Origin of the sequence: Tunturibacter gelidoferens, from assembly GCF_040358255.1 — a bacterium.
GTDB classification, from domain to species: domain Bacteria; phylum Acidobacteriota; class Terriglobia; order Terriglobales; family Acidobacteriaceae; genus Edaphobacter; species Edaphobacter gelidiferens.
This window is the reverse complement of the sequence record NZ_CP132938.1, coordinates 3817719-3841804: the sequence shown is the minus strand read 5'-3', so window position 1 is coordinate 3841804 and position 24086 is coordinate 3817719. Positions and strand designations below refer to the sequence as shown.

The following is a 24086-nucleotide window of genomic DNA, read 5'->3' as shown; positions in this document are numbered from 1 at the left end:
CCCTTGCGATAATCAATCCATGAAGCGCCGCGAGATCAAGCAGTACGAGTTCGTTCGCAAGATCGGCACAGGCGGTAGCGGCGTCGTGTTTCTGGCCACGGACACGCTTCTCCAGCGCCCCGTCGTCCTCAAACTCCTCAAGCGCGGCAACCTCACCATCGAGCAGATGCGCGCCACCCAGCTCCGCGAAGCCCGCCTCGCCTCTGCGATCGACCACCCCAACGTCTGCGCCATCTACGACGTCGGCGAAGCCCCCGCCGAAGGCGGAGACGGCGAAGAAGCCTACATCGTCATGCAGTATATCCCCGGCAAGTCCCTCGACAAGCTCATCGCCGAAGGCCCCGCCAGCCTCCAGCTCGTCCTCTCCGCCGGCATCCAAATCTCCGACGGCCTCTCCGCCGCCCACAACCTCGGCATCTTCCATCGCGACCTCAAGCCCGCCAACGTCATGCTCACCGACGGCGGTCTCATCAAGATCCTCGACTTCGGCCTCGCCCGCCGCCTCCGCCCCGACCAGACCGAGTTCGACCCCGGCGGCCCCGTCAACAAGCGCACCCCGATCGCCGGAGCCACCTACACCGCCCGCGGCGGCACCATCGCCTACATGGCCCCCGAGCAGTTCGTCACCGGCCAGTCCAGCGTCCAGTCCGATATCTTCGCCCTCGGCCTCATCCTCTACGAGCTCGCCACCGGCCGCCACCCCTTCCACCGTCCCGACGCCGCAGAATTCCAGTCCATCCGCGCCATCCAGTTCGCCGATCCACCCTCCATCCGCGACATCGCCCCCGACCTCCCCATCGAACTCGAGTCCGTCATCCTACGCTGCCTCGAAAAACAGCCCTCCGCCCGCTTCGGCTCCGCAGCCGAGGTCCGCGACGCGCTCAAGACCATCATGCGCGCCATGCAGCTCGACTCCGTCCTCCTCCCCGGCGACAACATCCGCCCCTCCCACCAGACCCGTCTCCCCCTCGACACACCCGAAGAAGAAAAGCGCACCACCGGCATCCTCTCCATGCTCGCCGAGCGCTTCCGCGAGTCCGGCACCTCCTCCACCAGCAATCAAAACAGCATCGTCGTCCTCCCCTTCGTCAACTTCGGCGCCGCCGACGTCGCCCCCCTCTACGGCTATGCCCTCGCCGACGCAATAGCCACCCGTCTCACCCGCATGTCCACCCTCGTCGTTCGCCCGTCGAGCTCCTTCATGAACATTCCCACCCAACAGCTGGACCCTCTGAGCATCGGCAAAAAACTCCTCGTCAACTTCGTCCTCGCCGGCAACTTCCTCCGCTCCGACAAAGGCTTCGACCTCAACTGGCAGCTCCTCGACGTCCCCAACCAGAGCGTCCGCGCCGGCGGCTCCATCAACGTAGCCTCCTTCGATCTCGTCTCCGTCCAATCAGAGATATGCAACGAGGTCTTCGGCACCCTCCAGGGCTTCGGCGATCTCGCCCCACACGAAACCAGCCGCGTTGCCTCACTCTCCGCGCCCTCGCTCAACCAGGCCCTCTCCGAGCAGTACCTCCAGGCCCGCGCCGTCCTCTCCTCCTTCATGACCCGCACCGGCAGCCGCGACGACCTCAACCGCGCCTGCGAGCTCTTCACCGACGTCGTCAAGCAGGACGAAAAATACGCCCCCGGCTGGTCCGGCCTCGGCATCACGCATCTCCAGTACGCCCGTCACGGCCTCGGCGGCCAGATGCACGTCCTCGAAGCCCGCCGCGCCTTCGACAAAGCCCTTCAGCTCGACCCTGGCTCCGTCGAAGCCAACCTCTACCGCGTCTACATGCTCCTCTCTCGCGGAGAAAAAGAGTCTGCCCGCCACGGCATCGAAAACCTCCTCCAGACTGCAGGCAACGACTGGAACGTCCGCCTCGTCGCCGGCCAGACCCTCCGCATCGACGGCATGTACGACGAGGCCCTCGAGCAGTTCAACGCCTCTCTCCGCATGAACCCTTCAAACGCCGCCATGGTCTACAACCACCGCGCCCGCGTCTACCAATATCAAAACCAGATGGAGCTAGCCGCCGACGAGATCGAAAAGGGCCTCACCCTCGAACCCCGCCAGCCGCTCCTCAGAATCTCCCTCGGCTACCAGCAGATGCGCACCGGTGATCTCCCCAAAGCCATCGAAACCCTCGAGAACGTCATTCGCGACGAGTCCTCCCTCCGCATCGTCTTCCCAACCATCGCCCTCTGCTACGTCCAGCTCGGCGAACGCGAAAAAGCCGCTACCTTCATCGTCGACGAAACCCTCTCCGCCGCCGAAGCCGACAGCGAGATGGCCTACCGCCTCGCCACCTACTTCGCCCTCGAAGGCGACGAGTCCGAGGCCCTCCACTGGCTCCGCCGCGCCATCTACCTGGGCAACGAGAACTACCCCTGGTTCAGCATCAACCCAGCCTGGCGCAAACTAAAAGGCCACGCCGACTTCGAACGTATCCTAGAAGACTTAAAAAAATCCTACCGCCGCAACCAGAAAAACTGGAAGCGCCTTCTGGCCCAGGTCCGCAACTAGCAAACGTGCAGCAAGCGCGGATCAAAGGCGCCGAAGGCGCGTCAGCCTCGATGGCAGATCGCGCCGTGCGCGCAGCACGCCGTTGCATCTGCATCTTTCCGCCGCGAACGGAAAGATGCTCGAAGCGGGTCTCTGCAAAAAACAAACTCGTTACTCTTTTGTCGGTACTGGAGCGGCCGCCTTTGCACTTGGAGCCGCAGTGGCAACCGAAGCGGCTTTGGGTACGGTCACACCCAGATAGCCATCGACCGTCGCTACCGAGATCCCGAGGTTGGAAGCAATTTGAGAGAGCGCCTGTCCCTGCTGCTTCAGCTGGTGAACCTGTGCAGCCTGCGATAGTTTCACCGTGTCGCCGGTTGCCGAAACGGGTTTATGAACGACCTCAGTCGGAGTCGATTCAGCGGGGGAGGGAGGAGCAACGGTCGATTGAGATGACAACGAGCCGGAGATAGAAACAGCCATGGGAGATCCTTTCTTACACAAACGTAAGATCGGCAGGCCTACTGAAGAACATCTCCGTGTCGCAGAACGGCACAAAATCCCGGGATTCGGCGGCATCTGACACCCTTGCACACGCGCCGGTACCATCGCTACGAAGCGGCCTACTGCGAACTACTGCGTAGCTCCCACCCCACCAACCGCACTCGTGTTCAAGCTACTAAGCGGCGACCCACTCAGCGGAGTCAAAACCATCGGCGTAGTCAAGCTAAACACCAGCAGCTCATCCTTCGGCAGCGTAGCCTGACGATCCTGCTTCAACCACATCACCGTGCTGACCCCTGCGCCAATACCCGCACCCACCACAGCGCCCACGCCGCCGCCGATCATCGCTCCCGTCACCGCACCCGCGCCAGTCACGCCGCCCACGATCGCCAATGTCTCCTTGGGATGGTCCTTCCGCTTCAACGTGCCTTCGTTGTTCACATTGAACTCGCCCTTCCCCGTATCGATCAACTGAGCATGAACAATATAGTGCGTTCCATCCGGCAGCGTAACGTCATTGGTCTCCAGGTGCATCAGAGCTGCACCTGAAATCCGCCGTCCGCCGCGAACCTCCGTCACTCGCCCCTCAAGAATCGAACCAACGGGAATGATCACTCGCCCATTCCTCTCGATTGCCTCCGTGACTGTCGCAGAAAATCTCGTCCCCGCGACCGTCTTGTCTGTAGCCAGCGTCTCGCCAATCCGTACTTTCAGCAAAGTCCCTTCGCGCAACGTGCCTTCACGCTCCGGCACACTCGTCACAATCATCGCATCAGGATCGTCCGCCGCAGTCTCATTCACCACAGCACTCGAACCGCCAACCGTTGCGCCCTTGTAAGGAACATACGGCCCATACTCCACCGCCGGCGACGAAGGAGCAACCTCCGGCACATCTGCACTCGGCTTCGCAATCGGCGTCTGCGGAGTCGTCTCCTCTGTGCTCGTGATCACAGCGGAGTCAGGATGAGAGACTCCCGTCATCGCACTCTGAGAAAACGCGGGAGCAGCAGCAAGAACGAGAGCGGCGGTAGTGATGTGCATCTTCATAGCGATACCTCGGTGAAAATTTCGGTGAAACCTCTTGGCCCACTCAGAGCACTGAATTCTTCCAGTACTCTTATCACTCCAAAGAATAAAACTCTCCTCGCCCCAATGGAACAAATTCCTTACCCCGGAACCGACCCTGCTAATAAGCCCTTCAACGCCTTTTTTCACAGACACAAAATCGCGTCATCCCGACCGAAGGCGACGCACTTGTCGCCGCAGTGGAGGGACCCCCGCATTTCGCCTCTGCTGTTGCCTTTGCGGTTGCTTCTACTTGCAATCACACATTGTCCGCCAATTCATCCCCGTTCCAACAACCCTCCCATCCCTTTGCTAGAATCCGACAGGTGAGCCCATCGGACGCAAAGCTGGTCGAATCCATCACCCTTGCCGGCGGCAACACCCTCCCGGTCGACCGCCGCCCAAAGCTCAACGAACGCTTGAACCATCGCATCGTAGCCCAACATTCCGCAGCACCAAGCCAATCAAATTTCAGGAGCAACATGACCGAGATCGTCTCTATCCACGCACGCGAAATTCTGGACTCCCGCGGTAATCCCACCGTCGAGGCCGACGTCCTCCTCGATAGCGGAGCCAAAGGCCGCGCCGCCGTTCCCAGCGGAGCCTCCACCGGCGAGCACGAAGCCGTAGAACTTCGCGACGGAGACAAAGAGCACTATCTCGGCAAAGGCGTTCTTCAGGCCGTAGAAAACGTCGAGACCATCCTCGGGCCCGAGCTCACCGGCATGGACGCCAGCAACCAACGCCTCATCGACGCGACCATGATCAACATCGACGGCACCGAGAACAAATCCAAACTCGGAGCCAACGCCATCCTCGCAGTCTCCATGGCGGTCGCCCGCGCAAGCGCCGAAGCCCTCAAGCTCCCCCTCTACCGCTACCTCGGCGGCGTCAACGCCTGCCTCCTCCCCACGCCCATGATGAACATCCTCAACGGCGGCTCGCACGCCGACTCCAACGTCGACTTCCAGGAGTTCATGGTCATGCCCGTCGGCGCAGAAACTTTCTCCGACGCCCTCCGCTGGGGCACCGAAGTCTTCCATACCCTCAAAGGCGTTCTCAAGAAAAAGGGCTACAACACTGCAGTAGGCGACGAAGGCGGCTTCGCTCCGTCACTCAAATCCAACGACGAAGCCCTCGACCTCATCCTCGAAGCCATCCAACTCGCCGGCTACACCGCAGGCGAAGACATCTCCATCGCGCTCGACCCCGCCTCCAGCGAGTTCTACGACAAAGCATCCGGCAAATACATCTTCAAAAAATCCGACAAGCGCGAGCTCTCCTCCGAAGAGATGACCGCCTTCTGGGAAAACTGGGTCAACAAATATCCGATTATCTCCATCGAAGACGGCCTCGCCGAAGACGACTGGGCAGGCTGGGCTCACCTCACCAAAGTCCTCGGCGACAAAGTCCAACTCGTAGGCGACGACCTCTTCGTCACCAACACCCAGCGCCTCCAGCAGGGAATCGAGCAAAAAGTAGCCAACTCCATCCTCATCAAGGTCAACCAGATCGGCACCGTCTCCGAAACCCTCGAAGCCATCGAGCTGGCCCGTCGCTTCGGTTACACCAGCATCATCTCCCACCGCAGCGGCGAAACCGAAGACACCTTCATCGCCGACCTCGCCGTAGGCACCGGTGCCGGCCAGATCAAAACCGGCTCTGCCTCCCGCACCGACCGCATTGCCAAGTACAATCAGCTCCTCCGCATCGAAGAAGAGCTAGGCCAATCCGCCGAATTCCTCGGCATCGAATCCGTCAACTTCGGCGAATAGGTACTCCGAGGGTTCCTCTAGTGCTTCAGGTATGAGGTTTGCCTCAGCACTTAAGGATGTTCTTTTCTCATCACCCCAAAACCACGTCATCCCGACCGAAGCCGCTCACAGTTTCATCGTGAGCGGCGCAGCGGAGGGACCCCCGCATTTTGCCCGCAGCGCCAACACCCTTCCCACACCTTTACCATCAAACCGCAACCGTCTCACTCTGCGCCAACTCAAACGTAATGTTCACTGACCTCCCACCAACCGGCCGCGTCCGATGACGAACCCCGCGAGGAATCGTCACTAACTGTCCCGGACCAAGCTCGACCGATCCGCTCTCAAATTCAATGGCAAGTCGTCCTTCAACCACCAGAAACGTCTCATCCGAGTTCGGATGGAAATGCCAGTAGTAAGGTTCAACCATCGTGGCAATCCGAACGACATGGTCATTGATCTTAGCAATCGGATGATTGTCGTATCCGACCTGCAACGAAGACTCCGCCGTCAGCGTGATGACCTCTGGAAGCTGCCCATTCATCGTCAACCCTCGCGTTTCAATTGATCCCGCAACTCTCAGCATGCAACTCTTTATAGAGATCATCTCAAAGCGATCCGCACAAGCGAGAGCTCCATCCTAGGCGAAGAACGCGAAGCCCATCATCTCTAGTTTGCAAACCGTTGAACACCCATTCATAATGGCCAGCGATAGAAAAGCCAGCCTAACCGGGATGGAGAACGAATGTCAGGGACCCGCACGCGCAACATCATCTTAGCGACCTCAGCAATCATCCTTTTAGCCCCTCATCTCCCAGCCCAGACCGACGCCTTCGTCCAACGCACCGGAACCAAACTCACTCTTTCCGGCGCACCCTTCCGCTACTCCGGCCCAAACATCGAGTGGCTAGGCCTCGAAGGCTACGGCCCCCACGATCCCATGGGTCCCCGCCTCCCCAGCCACTTCGAGATCGACGACGCCTTTGATACCGCCGCCGAGATGGGCGCCAAAGTCGTCCGAGCCCAAACCATGGGCGACACCGTCGGCTGCCCCCTCTGCATCGAGCCCACCGAAGGCAACATCAACGAAGCCGCCTTCGCATCCTCCGACTACGCCGTCGCCACCGCCCGCAAACACGGCATGAAGCTCATCATCCCCCTCGTCGGCGACTGCGCCACCTGCGCCGGCGGAGGCATCGGCCAATACCTCGCCTGGCACCGCAAGCCAAACCCACAAGACTTCTTCACCGACCCCGCCCTCATCGCCGCCTACGAAAAACACATCGACGCCGTCCTCAATCACCTCAACCCCATCACCGGCCTCCGCTACAAAGACGACCCCACCATCATGGCCTGGGAGAACTGCAACATGTGCGGCATCCTCACCATGCTCTCCCATCCCACACCCGAATCCCTCGCCCAAATCTCCACCTGGTCCGAGACCATCGGCGCCCACATCAAGCAGACCGACCCCCACCACCTCTACCTCGACACCACCGGCCTCTTCCGCTACTACGCCAAAATCATCGACAACCCCAGCACCGACCTCGTCACCTTCGAGTTCTACCCCCACTGGGACGCCCTCCTCGGCCCAGGCGCACCCGCTACCACCGCCGCCACCTTCAGCCACGACGCCGCCACCGTCACCAGCCACGGCAAGGCCTTCATCGTCAATGAATTCGGTTGGGACCGCACCGACTGGAAGACCCCCGCCGACCTCGAACAAGTCCTCCACACCCTCGCCACCGATCCCAACATCTCCGGCGACGGCTTCTGGGCGCTCCAGGCCCATCTCGACAACTTCGGCTTCCAACCCATCCCCGCCGACAGCACCAACCCCATCTTCGCCGAGCACGGAGAATCCGGCCAATGGTGGGCGCTTTACTACCCCGGCGTCAAAACCCTCGTCAACACCGCAGATGACATGGCCGCCCGAGCCCAGCAACTCCGCGCCCACGCCTACGCCATGTCCGGCACCGCTGTCCCCAAGCACGCGATCCCACCGCGCCCCGTCATCACCTCCACTGTCATCGTCGGCCTCATCGCTTGGCGCGGCTCTGCAGGTGCCGTGCGCTACTCCGTCGAACGCAACGACGCAGGCTCAAAAGAATGGAAGTCCATCTGCGACCGCTGCGCCACCGACGCCGATGACCCCTGGGTTGACCCCCACGGCACCCTTGGCGGCATTCAATATCGCGTCATAGCCTGGAACGCAGACGGCATCCCCAGCGAACCCTCCGACCCAAGATAAGTGGAAATAAAGCCGAGCAACGCGAGGCCCGACGCCTTTCACCAGGCAACACAAGGTACACAAGTCACGAAGTGACCGCCCCGCGCGCAGCGGGCCCGTCCGGCAGGACACAAGCAGCAGGACACCTGCATCCAACCACCATGCGCTTAACCCGACAGGATCGTCTCTTCGTCCTAACCGGAGCCGGCATCTCCGCCGAGAGTGGCCTCGCCACCTTCCGCGGCTCCGGCGGCCTTTGGAACGGTTACCGCGTCGAACAAGTCGCCACCCCCGAAGCCTGGGCCGCCGACCCAGCACTCGTCTGGCACTTCTACTCCCAGCGCCGCCGCAACGCCTCCTCCGCCCAACCCAACGCCGGGCATCTCGCACTCGCTCAAATCGAACAACAACTAGGCGACCGCTTCTACCTCTGCACCCAAAACGTCGACGAGCTCCACGAGCGGGCCGGCTCCCAGCGCATCCACCACATGCATGGCAACCTCTTCCAATCCCGCTGCACCCAATGCAATCAACCCTTCCCGGACACCGGCCTCTACGAAACCGCCGAAACTCTCCCCATGTGCACGAACTGCAACGCCCCAGTCCGCCCTCACATCGTCTGGTTCGGAGAGATCCCACTCGACATGGACACCATCTACGACAAACTCAACCAAGCCACCGTCTTTCTAGTCGTCGGCACCTCCGGCTCCGTCTATCCCGCCGCCGGCCTGGTCAATATCGCCAACCAGCAGCGTACCCGCACCATCTACATCGGCCCCGAAGAGCCGCTCAACCACGAAGCCTTCAACGAGATCCTCCTGGGCACCGCCACCCAACTCCTCCCCACATTAGTGCCTTAGAAAAAAAGGCGCCGCAGGCGCGTCAGCCTCGATGGCAGATCGCGCCGTGCGCGCAGCACGCCGTTGCTTGTTCTCCTCCCCGTCCCTCCCCACAAGCTGTCATCCTGAGCAATCTCCAAAAACCTGTCAAGCCCCCAAGCGCACAAAACCCTCGTCAACAGCGAAGATTCGCGTGGCGTATCCACCCCACCCAATCCGCTAAAATAGAAGAAGCAACAAAAAAGAACCCGGCGCAAGCCGGGTCTTCCAATTTAAACCCGAATTAACCAGACCCATAGGTTCGGACCAGTGCAGGTCCAGACCTATGCCGTTTCATTCGAAGACTTTGCACACATTTCACCCAGTGGGGGAGGGAACACAATGCAGCAAACAGTCACCAGCACCAACAACGTCAAACCGAAGCGCTACCAATGCCGTCACATCTTCACCGACGGCCATCGCTGCGGCAGCCCATGCCTTCGCGGCGAAGAGCTCTGCTACTACCACCACACCACCCGCATACCCACCACCGGAGCCCGCCGTCGCCGCTCCCGCCGCACCGCCTTCGATCTGCCCCTGCCAGAGGATCGCTCCGCCATCCAATCCTCCATCGGCCAGGTCCTCCAGCGCATCGCCTCCAACGACATCGACTCACGCCGCGCCGGACTCCTCCTCTACGGCCTCCAGATCGCAAGCCTCAATCTGCCCCGCGATCCCGCCCGCCAAACCACGCCCCCGGCAGACACCGTCGAAGAGATCCTCCACGACCCGGCCTTAGGTCTCCTCGCTCCACGCTCCGAGGTCGGACAGGCCAACTCTCGCCCCAGCCCCGTCGCCGAGCTCCTCGATCGACTCGGCCTCCTCGAAGACGAAGAAGCCATAGAAGAAACCACCACAGACACCTCAGAGCAGCACCACAACGACGCAACACCCGCTCAGCACTCTATTCTCCCGGCAGTCCACGCCGCCGTCGGCCCTCCTGCGTGCTCGTCGCAATCGGTTCCATCGAACCCCTGCAATCTAACCAGCCCTGCCATGCCTCACCAGAGCAAGCGCGGTCAGATCCTCGTCCTCCGTCGCATGTCCAAATGGAAGATTCAGCCTGCGATACCAGGGAACTTGCTTGAACTCCTCAGCTGCCTTCAAGGCAGCCCGGCAAAGCTCCGTCGCCGAATGCGTCGCCGTCTCCTCCAGAAGAGGAATCAAACGCTCCACGCCGAAGTGTGTCCGCCCATGCCGCGTCTCCATCACGCCCTTGGTCACCAGCAGCAGCTTCGCCCGCGGCTCAAACGCCTGCATCGAAGGCTCATGGGTCAGGTGCGTAAACAAACCCAGCGGCGCAGCTTCGCTAGGCAGAATCCGCGCACCCTCCGAGTCGTGAAACACAGCCGTCATACCTCCCGCATTAATGTAAGCGAGAACTCCCAGCGAAACGTCATAGCAACCCAGAAAGGTCGGCGAAAAGCGAACCCCCTTCGCAGCCCGGATCAACTCGTGATTCACCGCCTGCGCCAGCCGCGCCGTGGCGTCCATCACATTCGTGCCCGCCGGCCCCAGCAACTCCGTAGCACTCCCGCGGAAGATATCCTGAACCGCGGCCGCAATCGGCTGCGTCGCCTTCTTGGTCCCGGCAATATCCGTCATCAGGAAGATCACGTGCGAGCCGAGGTCGACCGCATCGAAGAAGTCCCCACCCGTTCGGACGGAGTGATACTCAGCATGCAGATCGACACCCTGCATCTGCCGCAGGTCCATCGGTCGAGGACTTCGGCCCATCGCAGGCGAATCCGTGTGAGACGACATCATGGCATGACCCACCTGATTGGAATCTTTTCGCGATTGTAACCCCGCTCGTTACCCACTGGCCCATCGAATGACAGTCCTTTTTATCAGCCGAAAGTTTCACTCAAAATCTCGCTCCACTCCAAAGCCGCCCAGAAATTCACCGCTCCCCCGTTGTTGATATCCTCACCATAAGCCTGCACCACAACCAGACAGCAGCGAGAAACGAAGCCATCATGCCCAAAGCACCAGTAGTCCTCACCATCCTCGACGGATGGGGTTCCCGCGCCGAAACCCACGGCAACGCCATCGCCCAGGCCCGCAAACCCACCTACGACGCGCTCCTCCGCGACTTCCCCAACACCCTCCTCCGCGCCAGCGAACACTTCGTCGGACTCCCCGACGGCCAGATGGGCAACAGCGAAGTAGGCCACCTCAACCTCGGCGCCGGCCGCATCGTCCGCATGGACATGACCCGCATCGACACCGCCATCCTCGACGGCTCCCTCTACACCGACCCCACGCTGGTCCGCGCCTACGAACTAGCCGGGCAGAAGGGAAGAGCACTCCACCTCATCGGCCTACTCTCCGACGGCGGCGTCCACTCTCACCAGCGCCACCTCGACGCCCTTATCCGCATGGCCGCCCAACACAAGCTCACCCGCGTCTACATCCACGCCTTCATGGACGGCCGCGACACCATGCCCACCAGCGGCCTCGGCTACCTCGAGGAGCTTCTCCGCAAGTTCAACGAGTACAACGTCGGCCTCCTGGCCTCGGTGAGCGGCCGCTACTACGCCATGGACCGCGACCTCCGCTGGGAGAAAGAAAAACAAGCTTTCGACGCCCTGGTCACCGGCCATCCCGAAGGCGGCCGCTACAACGGCCCCACCGCACGTATCCGCGAACTCTACAACAACGGCATCACCGACGAGTTCATTCCACCCTTTACCTGCATGAACCCGACCGACGACACCCCCGTCGGCCTCATTCGCGACGAAGACGTCATCGTCAACTTCAACTATCGCGCCGACCGCGTCCGCCAGATCACCCGCGTCCTCACCAGAAAGTCCGGTCTAACGGCAGACCCCATCGGAAGCCAGGGTCACCAACTCCCCAAAGCCGCCGAACTCGACGCCGAGATCCCCCTCGACCTCATCCCCTCCAACCTTCACTACGTCTGCATGACTCAGTACGACAAAAACTTCAAACTCCCCATCATCATCCCCGCCGAGTCGATGGACAACCTCCTCGCCAACCTTATGTCCCAGGCCAACCTCCGCAACCTCCGCGTCGCCGAGACGGAAAAGTACGCCCACGTCACCTACTTCTTCAACGGCGGCATCGAAAAACCCTTCCCCGGCGAAGACCGCGCACTGGTCCCCTCACAAAAAGTAGCCACCTACGACCTCGCCCCCGAGATGTCCGCCGCGGGCATCGCCGACGCCGTCATCAAAGCCGTCAACGACACTGCCTTCGACGTCATCATCGTCAACTTCGCCAACGCCGACATGGTCGGCCACTCCGGCATGATGGAACCCACCATCCGCGCCGTCGAGACCGTAGACACTCAACTAGGCCGTATCTATAGCGCAGTAAAGCAGAGAGGTGGCGCGTTACTCGTCACCGCCGACCACGGCAACGCCGAGATGCTCATCGACCCCGCCACCGGAGGCCCCCACACCGCACACACCACCAACCCCGTACCCTTCCTCTACATCACCGACGCCGGCAACACCCCCATCCTCCGCGAAGGCGGCAGCCTCCGCGACATCTCCCCCACCATCCTGTCCTTGCTAAACGTAGACCAACCCAACCAAATGACCGGCGGCAACCTCCGCGCGCAACCCAAAGCCGAATAAGAATTTTTCATCCGACCAAAGGAAGGACCCACACACACCTGACCCATCAAGACCGGTACACACGTCACGAAGTGACCGCCTCCCGCGCAGGGAGCCCGTCCGGCAGGACACATCTTTCGCCACAATGACAGACACGCGAAGCGCCGAGCAGTACTTAAGCGATATTCGTAACCGTCCCATCCACCTTCTTCGTAAACGAATGAATCACCCGCCCCTTCTCATCGAGATGCCGTAGCGTAAGCGTCTCCGGCGTCACCTCCAGATCGCTGAACCCATAAACCCGCTGCGCATAGGGCCCACGCTGAGCCTCATCAATAACGAGCGGATAAAGATCCGCCCCACCGCCACCCGACAAGACAAACGAAGTAGGATGTCCCTCAAACTCCAGGTGCTGCATATCGTGGTCATGCCCCGCCAGGTACATATGAGCCTTATGCTTCCGCAGCAGAGGCTCCCAGTCCCGCACCAGCACCTTATGATCCCCATGCGGCCCATTCGAAAAGATCGGATGATGCCCCATTACGACCAGAAACGGAGTACTCCGAGGCTTCTCCAACTCCGCCTCCAGCCAAACCAACTGCTCCGCCTGCTGCTCCGGAGTCAGCGTGAAGTCCGCACCCTTCTTCGGCCTTCCATCTGCGTGAGGCATATTGCTATCGAGTGCAATCACCGTCATCAACGGCTTCTTCACCGGGAACTCGAAGCTATACCAGAGCGAAGGCATCGTCCACCGCGTCCCGCCCGCCTTCGCGTACTCTAGCTCCGCCACAACCTTGCTCATCGGCATCGTCTGGTAGTCATGGTTGCCAGGAATCGCATAGGCCGGACAATCGAACACGCTCGACGGATACATCTCTTCGAACTGTGTCTTCCACCGCACATCTTTCGCCCCGCCCGGCAGCGGCCCATACCAGTTATCACCCAGCATCAGGAGCCCCTCGGTCTTGAACCTCTGCTCGCGCACATACGCCTGCATCGACTTCGCCACACGGCTCTGCGCCTCAAAGTCCTCATACCCCCAATCCCCCACCATCAACAACCGTGACCCACCACCCGGCCCACCATGCTTCGCAGCACCCAGCGCCGGCAAACCACCAAGTCCGGCCAACGCACTGAACGCAAAACTCTGCCGCAGAAACCGCCTACGCGAATACGTCTCATCAAACCCCATACGTCTCCTCGAAATTGCAACTCTTGCAACGATAAGACGAATCAGCGGCAAGGAAAGCTGCTACACCCGGGTTAAAACTCGCGCCGCCCTTCCATCGCCCGTGTCATCGTCACCTCATCGGCATATTCGATATCGCTTCCCGCTGGCACTCCCGTCGCAATCCTCGTCACCTTCACATCACCCTTCGTTTTCCTAAGTTCAAGCGCCAAATACCCTGCCGTCGCCTCTCCCTCCGTCGTCGGCGAAGTCGCCAGAATCACCTCATCAATATCCGACAAACGAGTCAGCAGATTCGTAATCCGCAACTGCTCCGGACCCACTCCACCGATCGGAGAGAGCGTCCCGTGCAGCACGTGATATACGCCGTTATAACTCCGCGTCTTCTCAATCGTCGCAATATTGGTCGGCTCTTCCACCACGCAAACCAACCGCTGATTTCGCACTGGGCTCATGCAATACCCACAAGGATCGATGTCCGTAATGTTGTTGCAGGTCGAGCAGAGCCGCAGGTGCAGCTTCAACTCTCGTATTGCTACTGACAACGCCTCGGCATCGTCGGCCGACGACCGCAGCACATGAAACGCCAGCCGCTGCGCACTCTTGGAACCAATCCCTGGCAGCTTTCTTAGCTCTTCAATCAGCCGCGACATCGGCTCCGCAAAACGACTCGGTGTGGCATGGAAAGAACCAGTCACTTAGCCCAACCCCGGCAGATCCGGCAAGCCCAACCCACCCATCATTCCGGCCACGCTCGACTTCATCGCTTCATCTGCCCTCCGCCCTGCTTCGTTCACTGCTGCTGCAATCAAATCTTCAAGCAACTCAAGATCGCTCGCCGAACTGCCCATCGCCGTTGGCTCAATCTTTACCCGCAGAATCTCTTTTTTACCGTTCATCCGCACCGTCACCACCCCGCCGCCGCTCGAAGCCTCCACCACCGTTGCAGCGAGCTTCTTCTCCATCTGCTCCTGCATCAGCTTCGCCTGCCCCATCATCTCTTTCATCTTCCCCAGATCAGAAAAGTCCATCTTCACCCCCTTTGGTGCTGTAATGACTGGCTAGTCGTTATCGCGCAGATCGATCACATTCCGAACTTCGGCATTGAACAACGTCTGCGCCCTTTGCACAATTGGATGCTCCAACGCCTTCGCCTGGACGCTTCCGCTCTTCGCTGCTCTCGGCTTTTTTGCGTTAGCGGCATTCTTGACGCCCGGCAGAAACATCAGTTTCAACGCCCCAACCCCCGCATCCCGCAACGCAGCTCTTATCAGTTTCTCCGCCTCCGCATTAATCACCATCGAAAGCATCGTCTTCGAGAGCTCCGTCTGCACCCGGATCTCGCCCTCTGTCACTGTCCACTCTGCATCCGCCAGAGCATCAGCCGGCGTCGCCAGATTCTTCGCCGCTAACAAAGCATCTACGGCCACCCTCTGCAGTTCCTCCGCGGAATGTAACGAAGTCAGTTGCATACCAGTGCTGCTCGCACTCTCAACGGGATCTGCCCTCTCAACCGACATTTCAGTCGGCTTCTCCATCAACGGCGAAGGCACGTCTGCTGTCTCCGCACGATCCTCAGTCTCCACGAGTGCGGCTCCTATCGCATCGCCGTCAGTCAGCACCGTCTCCGCAGGTGTCGTTACCTGAGCCAGCGTGGGCACCGGCACAGGCGTAGGCGCCGCCATCGGCACAACAGGAGCAGTAACAGGTACAACAGCGACCGGCGAGGCCACTACGGCCCGCTCGTCAAACCGGTTCCTGTTCTGGTCCCTTTCAAAGGGAGAAAAAGCTGGTCTCGCGCTCGCCACCGTTGCGCTCGTCTCTAACACACGCGCCGTCGCCGCTCCGCTTACCGGATTCCTTGGGGGCGTCCCAGCGGGTGTGCTCACTGGCCTCGCCGTCGCTACTCCAGGCCCTGGCCGTGAACCGCCGCCAACAGGGAACTGGCTCAACACCTCTTCAATCGGCAGCAACCGCCGCAGATGCACAAGCTTCAGCAATCCCAGCTCGAAGTGGAACCGCTGCTCCTGCCGATATCCCAGCTCATCAAACGTCCTCAGCATCACCTGCAGAAAGCGCGTCAACTCCTCTTCGCTGAACAACGCCGCCGACCGCCCCGCGCGCCGCTGTTCATCGGCCGAGATCTGCAGCAACTCCCCTGCCACCCCATCCGCCCCAGCCCCATCTACACCGATGCCCGCAATCTTCGCAATTACCGTATTCCGCAGATACCTTACAAACTGACGCGCCAGCTGCGCCGGGGAGTTTCCCGCATCCAGCAGTTGATTCGCAACCGTAATCACCTCGGCGCTGCGATTCCCATCCACCGCCTCAAGGATCCGCTCAAACACTGCATTCGGAACCGTCCCCATCAGCTCCCGAATCTGCCCTGCATCCAACCGCGCTCGACCATCCTCCACCGGAGCGCTCGCAATCGCCTGGTCCATAATCGACAGCGCATCGCGCATCGACCCATCGCCCGCCTCGGCAAGCAGACTCAGCGCAGCCTCATCCGCATCCACGCCCTCCCGCTCCGCAATACCGCGCAGCTCGCCCAGAATGTCCACCAGCTTCACCGCATGAAAGCTGAAGTGTTGACAACGCGATCGCACCGTCTGCGGAATATCCTCCGGCTGCGTCGTCGCCATCATGAAGACAATATGATCCGGCGGTTCCTCCAACGTCTTCAACAATGCATTGAAGGCAGCATCGGTAATCTGGTGAGCCTCATCCAGGATGTAGATCTTGTACTTATCTCGCGCCGGACGATACCGCGCCGCATCCCGCAGCTCGCGAATCTCATCGATCCCGCGATTGGTCGCCGCATCGATCTCGATCACATCAACCGCATTCCCCGCCTTAATCTCCGTGCAGCTGTCGCAAACCTCGCAAGGCTCTGCCGTGGGCCGCATCGGCGACCCAATCGCATTCCGGCAGTTCAGCGCCATGGCCAGAATGCGCGCAATCGTCGTCTTTCCAATGCCGCGATGCCCACTGAAAATATATCCATGCGCGATACGGCCTTGCGTCAGCGCATTCATCAGCGTCACGGTCACGTGGTCCTGCCCTGCAACATCTGCGAAACGCTGGGGCCGGTATTTCCTAGCAAGTACCTGATATGCCATATAGAAAAGGTAGGGAAGTCACAATCGTCGCGACAGGTCCGCAGACTCTATTGTATCGCCCATCGCCAAGCCAGTTATCCTCGGAGACGAATGGCGCCGAAGGCGCGTCAGCCTCGATGGCAGATCGCGCCGTGCGCGCAGCACGCTTTAGCTTTTGCAGTTCAAAACTAGCGCCCAGCCTTAGCCAAAGCCCGAGCCTTCCGCGCCCGCCGCTTTACCTCAGCCTCGCTGAACATCGTACCCCGGCACTTCTTCGCGCCACAGTAGCAGTTCTGCTCATCATCGTCGCTGTCATACAGGTTGTACTCATAAGTCAGCTCCTCCCCAGCGGCGATATCCCGAATCGCAACAACAAACACTCGGCCATCGACATTCTCCGACTCGCAGTTTGGATCGCAGGAGTGGTTGATAAACATGGCAGTTCCAAACCCGTCGATTACCAACCCATTCTCCCCACAACTGAAAAGGTAAGTAATATCGCGGTCCTGGTACCTATCGTCCGCCTCATCCTTGGTAAACCGCGGCCCGTCATACTCGCAGACTCTCTTACCTTTTTTTATCGCCCGAGTGGTATAGCAGCCCGCCGCATGAATCGACGAAGAACGGATAATCAGCCCATCAACCATAGTCAAAGAAGTTCCATCAAATAAAATAGTGGCAGGGAAACAGCCAAGGTGAGCTGACTATAACAAACCGCCTCGCAACACCGTCAAAGTATCGAACGAGAACTCTGAACCCTTATGGCAGTCGGCTCTAAAATTCGCGCATTGCTAGCTGCGTTCCTGGTCTCCGCAGCCTGCCACGCACAGACCGCACCTGCGCAAAATCCACCCGCGCCATGCCCGGCTCCCGGCCAGAACACATCTCAGCCGGCCGCGCCATGCCCCCCGCCTCCACAGACAAAGAAGCCTTCAGCCGCTGAGCAGTTTCCGTTCCCCGGCACTCCGGCAAAGCCCGCAACTCCTCCGCCCGACGCCCCCAGCTCCACCACGGCACCCTCCTCCGCTGCAGAGGAGCATCCATTTCCCACAACCCCAGCTTCCAGGCTCCCAGGCGACGACTCCAGCAGCAGTTCCAGCTCCGGCAGCGCAGACTCCGACGCTGTTCCAGACACAGACATGCCCAAGCCGGGCACCGAAGGCAGTTCCGTGCATCGCAAGCTCCCCAAGGTCAAGCGCGTTCAGACCGATGACGAACGAGTGGATGAAGATCTGAAGGTCGCGAAGTTCTACATGCGCGACGATAATCTTCCGGGCGCCTATCTTCGCGCCCAGGATGCCGTCAAAACTCAGCCCGATTATTCCGCCGCTCACTACGCCCTCGCTGAGATCGCACAAAAGATGAAAAAGAAAGACGAGGCGATCGCCGAGTTCCAGACATACCTAAAATTGGACCCCGATGGCGAAAAAGCTAAAGAGGCTCACAAGGCGTTGGATCAACTAAAGTAGTCTTCCATCCGTAGAGCCTTGCCCGTTCGCACCCGGCAGAGAACACTAGCCGCCGCGCCTGCAACCGGTGTAACGTGATCCTGCCTTATGAACTCCACCCTCCACCGCCTTCAGCGCGAGATCGCCTTCTCCCTCAACGGACTCGACGCCGCCCAGACACAGCTCCGACCACCCTCGCGCCCACAGAAGTGGACCATCCAGCAAATTATGGAGCATCTCCTGCTCAGCTACTCCGGCACCGAGCTGGCTCTGAATGCCCGACTCACCAAGCGAGCTCCCACCCGCGCAAAACCCAGCATCCCGCAGCACCTGGGCCAGTACACCCTCATCCGTCTCGGCTACTTCCCACACGGACGCAAATCCCCGCCTATGGTTACGCCGGCTCCAACCGAGCACCCACTCTGTGGCGAAGAGCTCACCACCGCCGCAGCCGAACACCTGGCTCACCTCGATCTGCTCTGCGCCGAAGCGGAAGAACTGTTCGGGACCAAATGCAAATTCGCGAGCCACGCGATCCTCGGCCCGCTCGACGTAAATCAGTGGCGAAAATTCCAGCTCATTCACGGCGAGCATCACCTCAAGCAGATTCTCGCCATCCGTAAAGCCCACAGCCTGATGCCCGTCGAGCGAGCGGCCAACTGAGCGCCTGAAACGCTCCTTTGGAAGACCCCGATCGAACCGGCGGCCTACTCTTCGAACCCGCCTACCGCAGCCTCAGCCGTCTCTTCCTCCAGATCGTCCTCGACACGCAGATACCGCCGCATATACCGAAGCGGCTCCTCGGCCGCAGCCATCTCCTTCAGGTGATACAGCCAGGCATCTTCACGCGCGCTCCGTCGGGTATATCCTTTGCGCTGCACAGTCCCGATCGACCCATCCTTCATCTTGCGGGTAAACGACTGCATCGGAACCTGAAAGGTCATCAACTCCCCGGGCTTCCAAAAAGTCGACGCGAACTCATGCGAGAACAGTAGCGCATAGTAACGACGTTCGGCCGCCAGCATCTCCACCGCATGACGGGCGCTCTGCCACGGCAGCCCAAGCTTCCCCACATACCATCTACGAAACTCGAACCCGTTGGTTCGCGCCTGCCCGATCAGTAACTGAAGCAACTCAACCCGTGTCATAAAGTCCGTTTCACTTTTAAAGAAAGATACCGCAGCATCCGGTCAGTTCCGTGCCCAAAGGGTACAGTCTGCAGTGACGTGCGTCCAATTCCGTGTACGCTACCAGAGAAGTATTTTCTACATCTCATTCTGTACAGGAAGTATCGACTCCCATCAGCGCTTCGAACCCCCAGGCCCGGAGAAGAGCCATAAAACTCAGCGTAAAAATACTCAGCCTCGTTCTTGCCCTTACGTTGGCAGTTCCGGCCTACTCGCAGTCCTATAACGCCGCTTTACACACTGACCCCGTCAACCTCACCCCCGAGGTCCGCGACGCCTTCGAACACTTCTACGACCTCGACTATGAGGGCGCTCTCACCCGCTTCGAGGCCGTCCAACGAACCAACCCGCAAAGTGTCATCGCCATAGGCAACGTTCTCCTCACCATCGTCTTCCGCGAACTCTACCGCCAGGACCTTCTCGATACCACCTACTACGCCCACGACTCCTTTCTTACCTCCAAACGCAACGTCCCCGTCCCACAACCCATTCGCGACCGCATCGAGTCCCTCACCAACTCCGCCGTCGCCCTCGCCGACCGTCAGATCAAAGCCAATCCCAACGACGCAAACGCCTATTTCGCCCGAGGCTACGCCCGAGGCATGCACGCCGCCTTCATCACCCTCTGCGATCACAGCTACGTGGCCGCAGCCCGCCAGGGGCTAGCCTCACGCAACGACAGCGAAGCCACTCTCAAGATCGACCCCAACTACGCCGACGCCAAGATGGCCATGGGCATCCAGCAGTTCGCCGTCGCCAGCCTCCCGCGCCTCGTACGCATGCTCGTAGGAATCGCCGGTGTTGGCGGCAACAAAGAAAAAGGCCTCGAACTTCTCCGCGAGTCTGCCGCACACGGCATCGTTACGCCTATCGAGTCCCGCACCGCCCTCTCTCTCTTCCTCCGCCACGACGCCCGCTACGCCGAAGCTATCGTCGTTCAGAAAGGCCTCGCCGACCAGTATCCCCGCGACTTTCTCTTCCGCCTCGAGGTCGCCAACCTCACCAAAGACTCCGGCAACGGCCCCGGAGCCATCGCCCTCTACAACTCCATCCTCACCGATGCCAAAAAGCCCGGCTACTTCATCGGGCCACGCCTCCATATGACCTACTTCGGCCTCGCCGACACCCAGCGCGGCCAGATCCAGATCGCCCTGGCCGCCCAAAACTACATCCTGGCAGCTGCACAACCCACCTGCAGCGACTGGATCCGCCACCGCGCCCAACTTAACGCCGGCGAGATGTTCGATCTCCTCCACAAACGCGACGAAGCCACCAAACAGTACGAACTAGCCTCAGCCGGAGGTGGCGACCAATCCCAGTCCGACGCAGCCCACCGCTACCTCAAGACCCCATACACCGGCAAATAATGGGGTGTGTACCAGACATAAACGGGTAGGTAGCACGCACCAACGGATGGCGTAGCAGCACGCTCGCCAGGAGGTGTCCTTCCCAAAACCGGTCCCTTCGCCGTCATCCTGAGCGCAGCGAAGGATCCCGAAGAACCCTGACCTGCCACGACCTGTCCTCCCTTTTCAACCCATCTTCTCCAAGCCTTTGCCGTTGTCATTTCTTCATTCCCTCTTAGGACCGACACACGTGTAGTGGGCCGTCCGTCAGCGCATGCGCGGCGAAAACAACCGTCAAGCGCAAGCAAAGTTCGATCGGATAACCGGCGTAAGTTGTCGCACGCCGAACCTAACGCTCCTCCCCTCAAATCCTGCTAGCCTGAATCAAACTTATGCGCTCTCAATTCCTTCTCGCAGTCCTCCTCGCGCTCGCCAGCACTCTATCCGCCCAGCAGCCCCCCCAAACCAACTCCAGCGTCCTCGACGCCAACGGCACCGCCCACATCACCCGCGTCATCCCGGTCCCCACCACCATCAGCTCCGAGGCCCAAACTTCCCTCCGCCGCCCCGCCGACGCCGAACACCAGACCCTGGCCGAGCGCCGCACCACCACCGACGCCTGGCAGACACGCGCCGGCGAAGCCTCCCGCAAAGCCTACCCCGTCAACATCGAATCCCTCACCATCGCCAACGTCCCCGTCCGCAACATCCTTCCCCTCGAAGACAAACACCCCGACCACGTCCTCATCAACGTCCACGGCGGCGGCTTCAACTCCGACTCCGGCTCCTTCACCGAGTCCATCCCCATCGCCAACCTCACCCACACCCGCGTCGTCTCTGTCCTATACCGCCTCGCGCCCGAGCACCCCTTTCCCGCCGCCGTCGATGACACCATCGCCGTCTACCGCGAGCTCCTCAAGACATACAAACCTGCCCACATCGCCCTCTACGGAACCTCTGCCGGAGCCATCCTCACCGCCGAAGTAGCCGTTCGCCTTAAGCAGCTCAACCTGCCTCTCCCCGCCGCGCTCGGCATCTTCTCTGGCATGGGCGACTTCAGCCAGAACGGCGACTCCTGGTCCATGTACGCCCTCCGCGGTCTAACCGGCAGTCTCCCCGTTGCCGGCACCCAGCCACGCAGCACCGAGTACACTGGCACCACCGATCCCAAAGACCCCGTCCTCTCGCCCCTCTACGCCGACCTCCACGGCATGCCTCCAACACTCTTCATCACCAGCGGCCGCGACATCCTACTTAGTGGCACCGGCATCCTCCACCGCGCCTTCCTTCGCAGTGGAGACGACGCCCGCCTCATCGTCTTCGAGGCCCTCCCCCACGCCTTCTGGAACGACATCAGCCTTCCCGAGACCAAAGAAGCTTACGGCTACATGGCCGACTTCTTCTCCCAGCGACTCAACCGTTAGCCCATCGCCACCCGCAAACCAAGCCGCCGCCGGACAACACTGAACCCGCAGCTCTATCTCTGCGTACTCAATCTCGAGAGCGTATGGCAAAATAGAAGCTCTCGGAGACACTTATGTTCTGCAGTCATTGTGGCAATCAAGTCGATCCTTCCTCCCGCTTCTGTCCAGCCTGCGGAGCTCCAGCCGCCTCTATCGCTCCTCCCCCGACGGGTCACTACCCGTCCGGCACGCAACTCACGCGCCCGCGCCACAACCGCATGATCGCTGGCGTCTGCGCCGGCTTCGCCCTCCACTACGGCTGGGACCTCAACCTCGTCCGCGTCCTCACCGCGCTCATGATCGTCCTCACCGGCGTCGGCGCCATCGCCTACATCGCAGCCTGGGTCATCATCCCCGAAGCCCCGTACGCGCTTCCCGCAAAGAGCACCTAAGCTTTGTCAAAAAAGATCGCCGTAACCCCACCTCAATCCGAGGTCAGTCCACGCCCCTTTGCCTACCGCAATCGCCTCCTCCAGTGCGACGGAGCGGGCCTCACAGCCCTCGCCGCCGAACACGGCACACCGCTCTACGTCTACTCGGCGCAACAAATCTCTCACCGCCTCAAACTCTTCAAAGACGCCTTCGCCGCTCGCCCCCACACCATCTGCTACGCCGTCAAAGCCAACTCCTCCCTCGCAATCCTCCGTCTCCTCGCCCAGCAAGGAGCAGGCTTCGACATCGTCTCCGGCGGCGAGCTCGAACGAGTCCGCAAAGCTCACAAGTCCGCGTTGAAAAAAGTAGTCTTCTCCGGTGTAGGCAAACAGATATGGGAGATCGACGCCGCACTCAAAGCCGACATCCTCCTCTTCAACGTAGAGTCCGAAGCCGAACTCCATCTCCTCGCTGTGCGCGCCGAAGCCTGCAACAAAATCGCCCGCTTCGCCCTCCGCGTCAACCCCGACGTCTTCGCCGAGACCCACCCCTACATCTCCACCGGCCTCAGCGAGCACAAGTTCGGCATCGACATCAAAGCCGCCCGCTCCATCTATCGCAGCGCAAAAAGATCAAAGTGGCTCGACCCCGCCGGTGTCTCCGTTCACATCGGCTCGCAGATCCGCAAAGTCGATCCCTTCGCCGCAGCCCTCACCCGTGTCACCAGCCTCATCGCCGACCTCCGCCGCGACGGCCACAACATTCGCTACGTCGACGCAGGCGGAGGCCTCGGCATAGACTACGGTGCCACAGCATCTGACCCAGCAAAACAAGTAGCGAAGTACGCCGCCGCTCTCACCAAGGGGCTAGGCACAGAGTCCGCCCATCTCCTCCTCGAGCCCGGCCGCTTCATCATCGCGCAGGCAGGCGCGCTCCTAACCCGCGTCCTCTATATCAAAAAGAACGGCACCAAAACCTTCGTCATCACCGACGCCGGCATGAACGACCTCATCCGTCCCGCGCTCTACCACGCCCATCACGAAATCATCCCCGTCAAACAACCAGCAGGGAAGTCAACCCTCACCGCCGACGTCGTAGGCCCAGTCTGCGAGTCAGGCGACTTCTTCGCCCGCGATCGCATCCTGCCTCCAGTCAAACCGAACGACCTCATCCTTCTCCTCGACGCCGGAGCCTACGGCATGTCCCAAACCTCCAACTACAACTCCCGTCCCCGCCCCGCCGAGGTCCTCATCGACGGCGCCGCGACCCGTCTCATCCGCCGCCGCGAGACCATGCGCGACCTCCTAGCCCCCGAACTCCTCTAACCCACCCCAAACAGATCGCTGTTGCCTTGTTCTTGTCGTTGCTTGTCCCTTTGCTTGTCATCCCGTAGGGATCTGCATTTGCTTTTCCATCCCCTCTCTAAAACTCATCTCGACCGAAGCTACTCACAGCCTCATCATGAGTA

22 protein-coding genes are annotated in these 24086 nt (G+C 60.6%); 11 read left to right on the top strand and 11 right to left on the bottom strand.

All coding sequences use genetic code 11. The annotated features are described in order from the left end of the window. The first annotated feature begins 19 nt into the window (after positions 1-19). Positions 20-2515, top strand: a complete 2496-nt coding sequence (locus RBB81_RS16815; protein ID WP_353071439.1) for a protein kinase domain-containing protein — start codon at positions 20-22, stop codon at positions 2513-2515. A 150-nt stretch (positions 2516-2665) separates the two neighbouring features. Here RBB81_RS16815 and RBB81_RS16810 read toward each other — a convergent pair whose 3' ends face one another. After that, positions 2666-2977, bottom strand: a complete 312-nt coding sequence (locus RBB81_RS16810) for a helix-turn-helix transcriptional regulator (protein ID WP_179583967.1) — start codon at positions 2975-2977, stop codon at positions 2666-2668. Positions 2978-3127: 150 nt separating this feature from the next. Continuing rightward, positions 3128-4045, bottom strand: a complete 918-nt coding sequence (locus tag RBB81_RS16805; RefSeq protein ID WP_179583965.1) for a hypothetical protein — start codon at positions 4043-4045, stop codon at positions 3128-3130. Between the two features lie 500 nt (positions 4046-4545). Between RBB81_RS16805 and eno the strand changes: the two genes are divergently transcribed. Beyond that, positions 4546-5838 carry a phosphopyruvate hydratase gene (eno, locus tag RBB81_RS16800; RefSeq protein ID WP_353073948.1) on the top strand — a complete coding sequence of 431 codons (1293 nt, stop codon included), beginning with the start codon at positions 4546-4548 and terminating at the stop codon, positions 5836-5838. 187 nt (positions 5839-6025) lie between these two features. On the opposite strand, the gene RBB81_RS16795 is transcribed toward eno, so the two are convergent. Next, positions 6026-6361, bottom strand: coding sequence for a cupin domain-containing protein (locus RBB81_RS16795; protein WP_179586841.1), 336 nt, complete (start codon positions 6359-6361; stop codon positions 6026-6028). Positions 6362-6562: 201 nt separating this feature from the next. Here RBB81_RS16795 and RBB81_RS16790 point away from each other — a divergent pair, with 201 nt between their 5' ends. Then, a complete protein-coding gene (locus RBB81_RS16790; protein ID WP_353071438.1) occupies positions 6563-8068 on the top strand; it encodes a hypothetical protein in 1506 nt (501 codons plus the stop codon). Between the two features lie 140 nt (positions 8069-8208). After that, the gene (locus RBB81_RS16785; protein ID WP_183788075.1) at positions 8209-8907 is read left to right on the top strand and encodes an SIR2 family NAD-dependent protein deacylase; all 699 of its coding nucleotides are present in this window, start codon (positions 8209-8211) and stop codon (positions 8905-8907) included. Between the two features lie 336 nt (positions 8908-9243). Here the strand turns inward: RBB81_RS16785 and RBB81_RS16780 are convergent, their stop codons facing one another. Together RBB81_RS16780 and RBB81_RS16775 are read right to left on the bottom strand one after the other, a co-directional pair. Beyond that, positions 9244-9489, bottom strand: a complete 246-nt coding sequence (locus tag RBB81_RS16780) for a hypothetical protein (RefSeq protein ID WP_353071437.1) — start codon at positions 9487-9489, stop codon at positions 9244-9246. Positions 9490-9906: 417 nt separating this feature from the next. Next, entirely contained in the window at positions 9907-10692 is a 786-nt protein-coding gene (locus RBB81_RS16775; protein WP_218892455.1) for a PP2C family protein-serine/threonine phosphatase, read from the bottom strand. Between the two features lie 212 nt (positions 10693-10904). On the opposite strand from RBB81_RS16775, the gene gpmI reads away from it, so the two are divergent. Continuing rightward, positions 10905-12530 carry a 2,3-bisphosphoglycerate-independent phosphoglycerate mutase gene (gene gpmI / locus RBB81_RS16770; RefSeq protein WP_353071436.1) on the top strand — a complete coding sequence of 542 codons (1626 nt, stop codon included), beginning with the start codon at positions 10905-10907 and terminating at the stop codon, positions 12528-12530. Between the two features lie 154 nt (positions 12531-12684). On the opposite strand, the gene RBB81_RS16765 is transcribed toward gpmI, so the two are convergent. From RBB81_RS16765 to RBB81_RS16745, 5 genes are all read right to left on the bottom strand, one after another. Continuing rightward, positions 12685-13701: a metallophosphoesterase gene (locus tag RBB81_RS16765; protein ID WP_179583952.1), complete on the bottom strand. Its 1017-nt coding sequence runs from the start codon at positions 13699-13701 to the stop codon at positions 12685-12687. Positions 13702-13772: 71 nt separating this feature from the next. Continuing rightward, positions 13773-14351 carry a recombination mediator RecR gene (gene recR / locus RBB81_RS16760; RefSeq protein WP_353071435.1) on the bottom strand — a complete coding sequence of 193 codons (579 nt, stop codon included), beginning with the start codon at positions 14349-14351 and terminating at the stop codon, positions 13773-13775. A 45-nt stretch (positions 14352-14396) separates the two neighbouring features. Beyond that, positions 14397-14729, bottom strand: a complete 333-nt coding sequence (locus RBB81_RS16755; RefSeq protein ID WP_179583948.1) for a YbaB/EbfC family nucleoid-associated protein — start codon at positions 14727-14729, stop codon at positions 14397-14399. A gap of 30 nt (positions 14730-14759) precedes the next feature. After that, positions 14760-16823 carry a DNA polymerase III subunit gamma/tau gene (gene dnaX, locus RBB81_RS16750; protein WP_353071434.1) on the bottom strand — a complete coding sequence of 688 codons (2064 nt, stop codon included), beginning with the start codon at positions 16821-16823 and terminating at the stop codon, positions 14760-14762. A gap of 167 nt (positions 16824-16990) precedes the next feature. Next, a complete protein-coding gene (locus RBB81_RS16745; protein ID WP_179586839.1) occupies positions 16991-17449 on the bottom strand; it encodes an SET domain-containing protein in 459 nt (152 codons plus the stop codon). Positions 17450-17563: 114 nt separating this feature from the next. Here RBB81_RS16745 and RBB81_RS16740 point away from each other — a divergent pair, with 114 nt between their 5' ends. Together RBB81_RS16740 and RBB81_RS16735 are read left to right on the top strand one after the other, a co-directional pair. Beyond that, entirely contained in the window at positions 17564-18271 is a 708-nt protein-coding gene (locus RBB81_RS16740) for a hypothetical protein (RefSeq protein WP_353071433.1), read from the top strand. Between the two features lie 87 nt (positions 18272-18358). Continuing rightward, entirely contained in the window at positions 18359-18913 is a 555-nt protein-coding gene (locus tag RBB81_RS16735) for a DinB family protein (protein WP_179583943.1), read from the top strand. Between the two features lie 44 nt (positions 18914-18957). Here RBB81_RS16735 and RBB81_RS16730 read toward each other — a convergent pair whose 3' ends face one another. Next, positions 18958-19398, bottom strand: coding sequence for a hypothetical protein (locus RBB81_RS16730; RefSeq protein WP_179583941.1), 441 nt, complete (start codon positions 19396-19398; stop codon positions 18958-18960). Between the two features lie 233 nt (positions 19399-19631). Between RBB81_RS16730 and RBB81_RS16725 the strand changes: the two genes are divergently transcribed. From RBB81_RS16725 to lysA, 4 genes are all read left to right on the top strand, one after another. Then, positions 19632-20804 (top strand): hypothetical protein, encoded by a 1173-nt coding sequence (locus RBB81_RS16725; RefSeq protein ID WP_353071432.1) that lies wholly within the window; start codon positions 19632-19634, stop codon positions 20802-20804. 371 nt (positions 20805-21175) lie between these two features. Further along, positions 21176-22207: an alpha/beta hydrolase gene (locus tag RBB81_RS16720; protein ID WP_353071431.1), complete on the top strand. Its 1032-nt coding sequence runs from the start codon at positions 21176-21178 to the stop codon at positions 22205-22207. A 113-nt stretch (positions 22208-22320) separates the two neighbouring features. Then, a complete protein-coding gene (locus RBB81_RS16715) occupies positions 22321-22638 on the top strand; it encodes a PspC domain-containing protein (RefSeq protein WP_179583937.1) in 318 nt (105 codons plus the stop codon). Positions 22639-22641: 3 nt separating this feature from the next. After that, entirely contained in the window at positions 22642-23943 is a 1302-nt protein-coding gene (gene lysA / locus RBB81_RS16710) for a diaminopimelate decarboxylase (protein WP_353071430.1), read from the top strand. The last annotated feature ends 143 nt before the right edge of the window (positions 23944-24086 follow it).

Coding starts and splice junctions, on each gene's coding strand:
- RBB81_RS16790 (WP_353071438.1), top strand. CDS start 6,563: ATGTCAGGGACCCGCACGCGCAACATCATCTTAGCGACCTCAGCAATC.
- RBB81_RS16735 (WP_179583943.1), top strand. CDS start 18,359: ATGAACTCCACCCTCCACCGCCTTCAGCGCGAGATCGCCTTCTCCCTC.
- RBB81_RS16810 (WP_179583967.1), bottom strand. CDS start 2,977: ATGGCTGTTTCTATCTCCGGCTCGTTGTCATCTCAATCGACCGTTGCT.
- RBB81_RS16715 (WP_179583937.1), top strand. CDS start 22,321: ATGTTCTGCAGTCATTGTGGCAATCAAGTCGATCCTTCCTCCCGCTTC.
- RBB81_RS16740 (WP_353071433.1), top strand. CDS start 17,564: ATGGCAGTCGGCTCTAAAATTCGCGCATTGCTAGCTGCGTTCCTGGTC.
- eno (WP_353073948.1), top strand. CDS start 4,546: ATGACCGAGATCGTCTCTATCCACGCACGCGAAATTCTGGACTCCCGC.
- RBB81_RS16795 (WP_179586841.1), bottom strand. CDS start 6,361: ATGAATGGGCAGCTTCCAGAGGTCATCACGCTGACGGCGGAGTCTTCG.
- gpmI (WP_353071436.1), top strand. CDS start 10,905: ATGCCCAAAGCACCAGTAGTCCTCACCATCCTCGACGGATGGGGTTCC.
- RBB81_RS16815 (WP_353071439.1), top strand. CDS start 20: ATGAAGCGCCGCGAGATCAAGCAGTACGAGTTCGTTCGCAAGATCGGC.
- RBB81_RS16755 (WP_179583948.1), bottom strand. CDS start 14,729: ATGGACTTTTCTGATCTGGGGAAGATGAAAGAGATGATGGGGCAGGCG.
- RBB81_RS16720 (WP_353071431.1), top strand. CDS start 21,176: ATGCGCTCTCAATTCCTTCTCGCAGTCCTCCTCGCGCTCGCCAGCACT.
- RBB81_RS16765 (WP_179583952.1), bottom strand. CDS start 13,701: ATGGGGTTTGATGAGACGTATTCGCGTAGGCGGTTTCTGCGGCAGAGT.
- dnaX (WP_353071434.1), bottom strand. CDS start 16,823: ATGGCATATCAGGTACTTGCTAGGAAATACCGGCCCCAGCGTTTCGCA.
- recR (WP_353071435.1), bottom strand. CDS start 14,351: ATGTCGCGGCTGATTGAAGAGCTAAGAAAGCTGCCAGGGATTGGTTCC.
- RBB81_RS16805 (WP_179583965.1), bottom strand. CDS start 4,045: ATGAAGATGCACATCACTACCGCCGCTCTCGTTCTTGCTGCTGCTCCC.
- RBB81_RS16730 (WP_179583941.1), bottom strand. CDS start 19,398: ATGACACGGGTTGAGTTGCTTCAGTTACTGATCGGGCAGGCGCGAACC.
- RBB81_RS16775 (WP_218892455.1), bottom strand. CDS start 10,692: ATGATGTCGTCTCACACGGATTCGCCTGCGATGGGCCGAAGTCCTCGA.
- RBB81_RS16745 (WP_179586839.1), bottom strand. CDS start 17,449: ATGGTTGATGGGCTGATTATCCGTTCTTCGTCGATTCATGCGGCGGGC.
- RBB81_RS16785 (WP_183788075.1), top strand. CDS start 8,209: ATGCGCTTAACCCGACAGGATCGTCTCTTCGTCCTAACCGGAGCCGGC.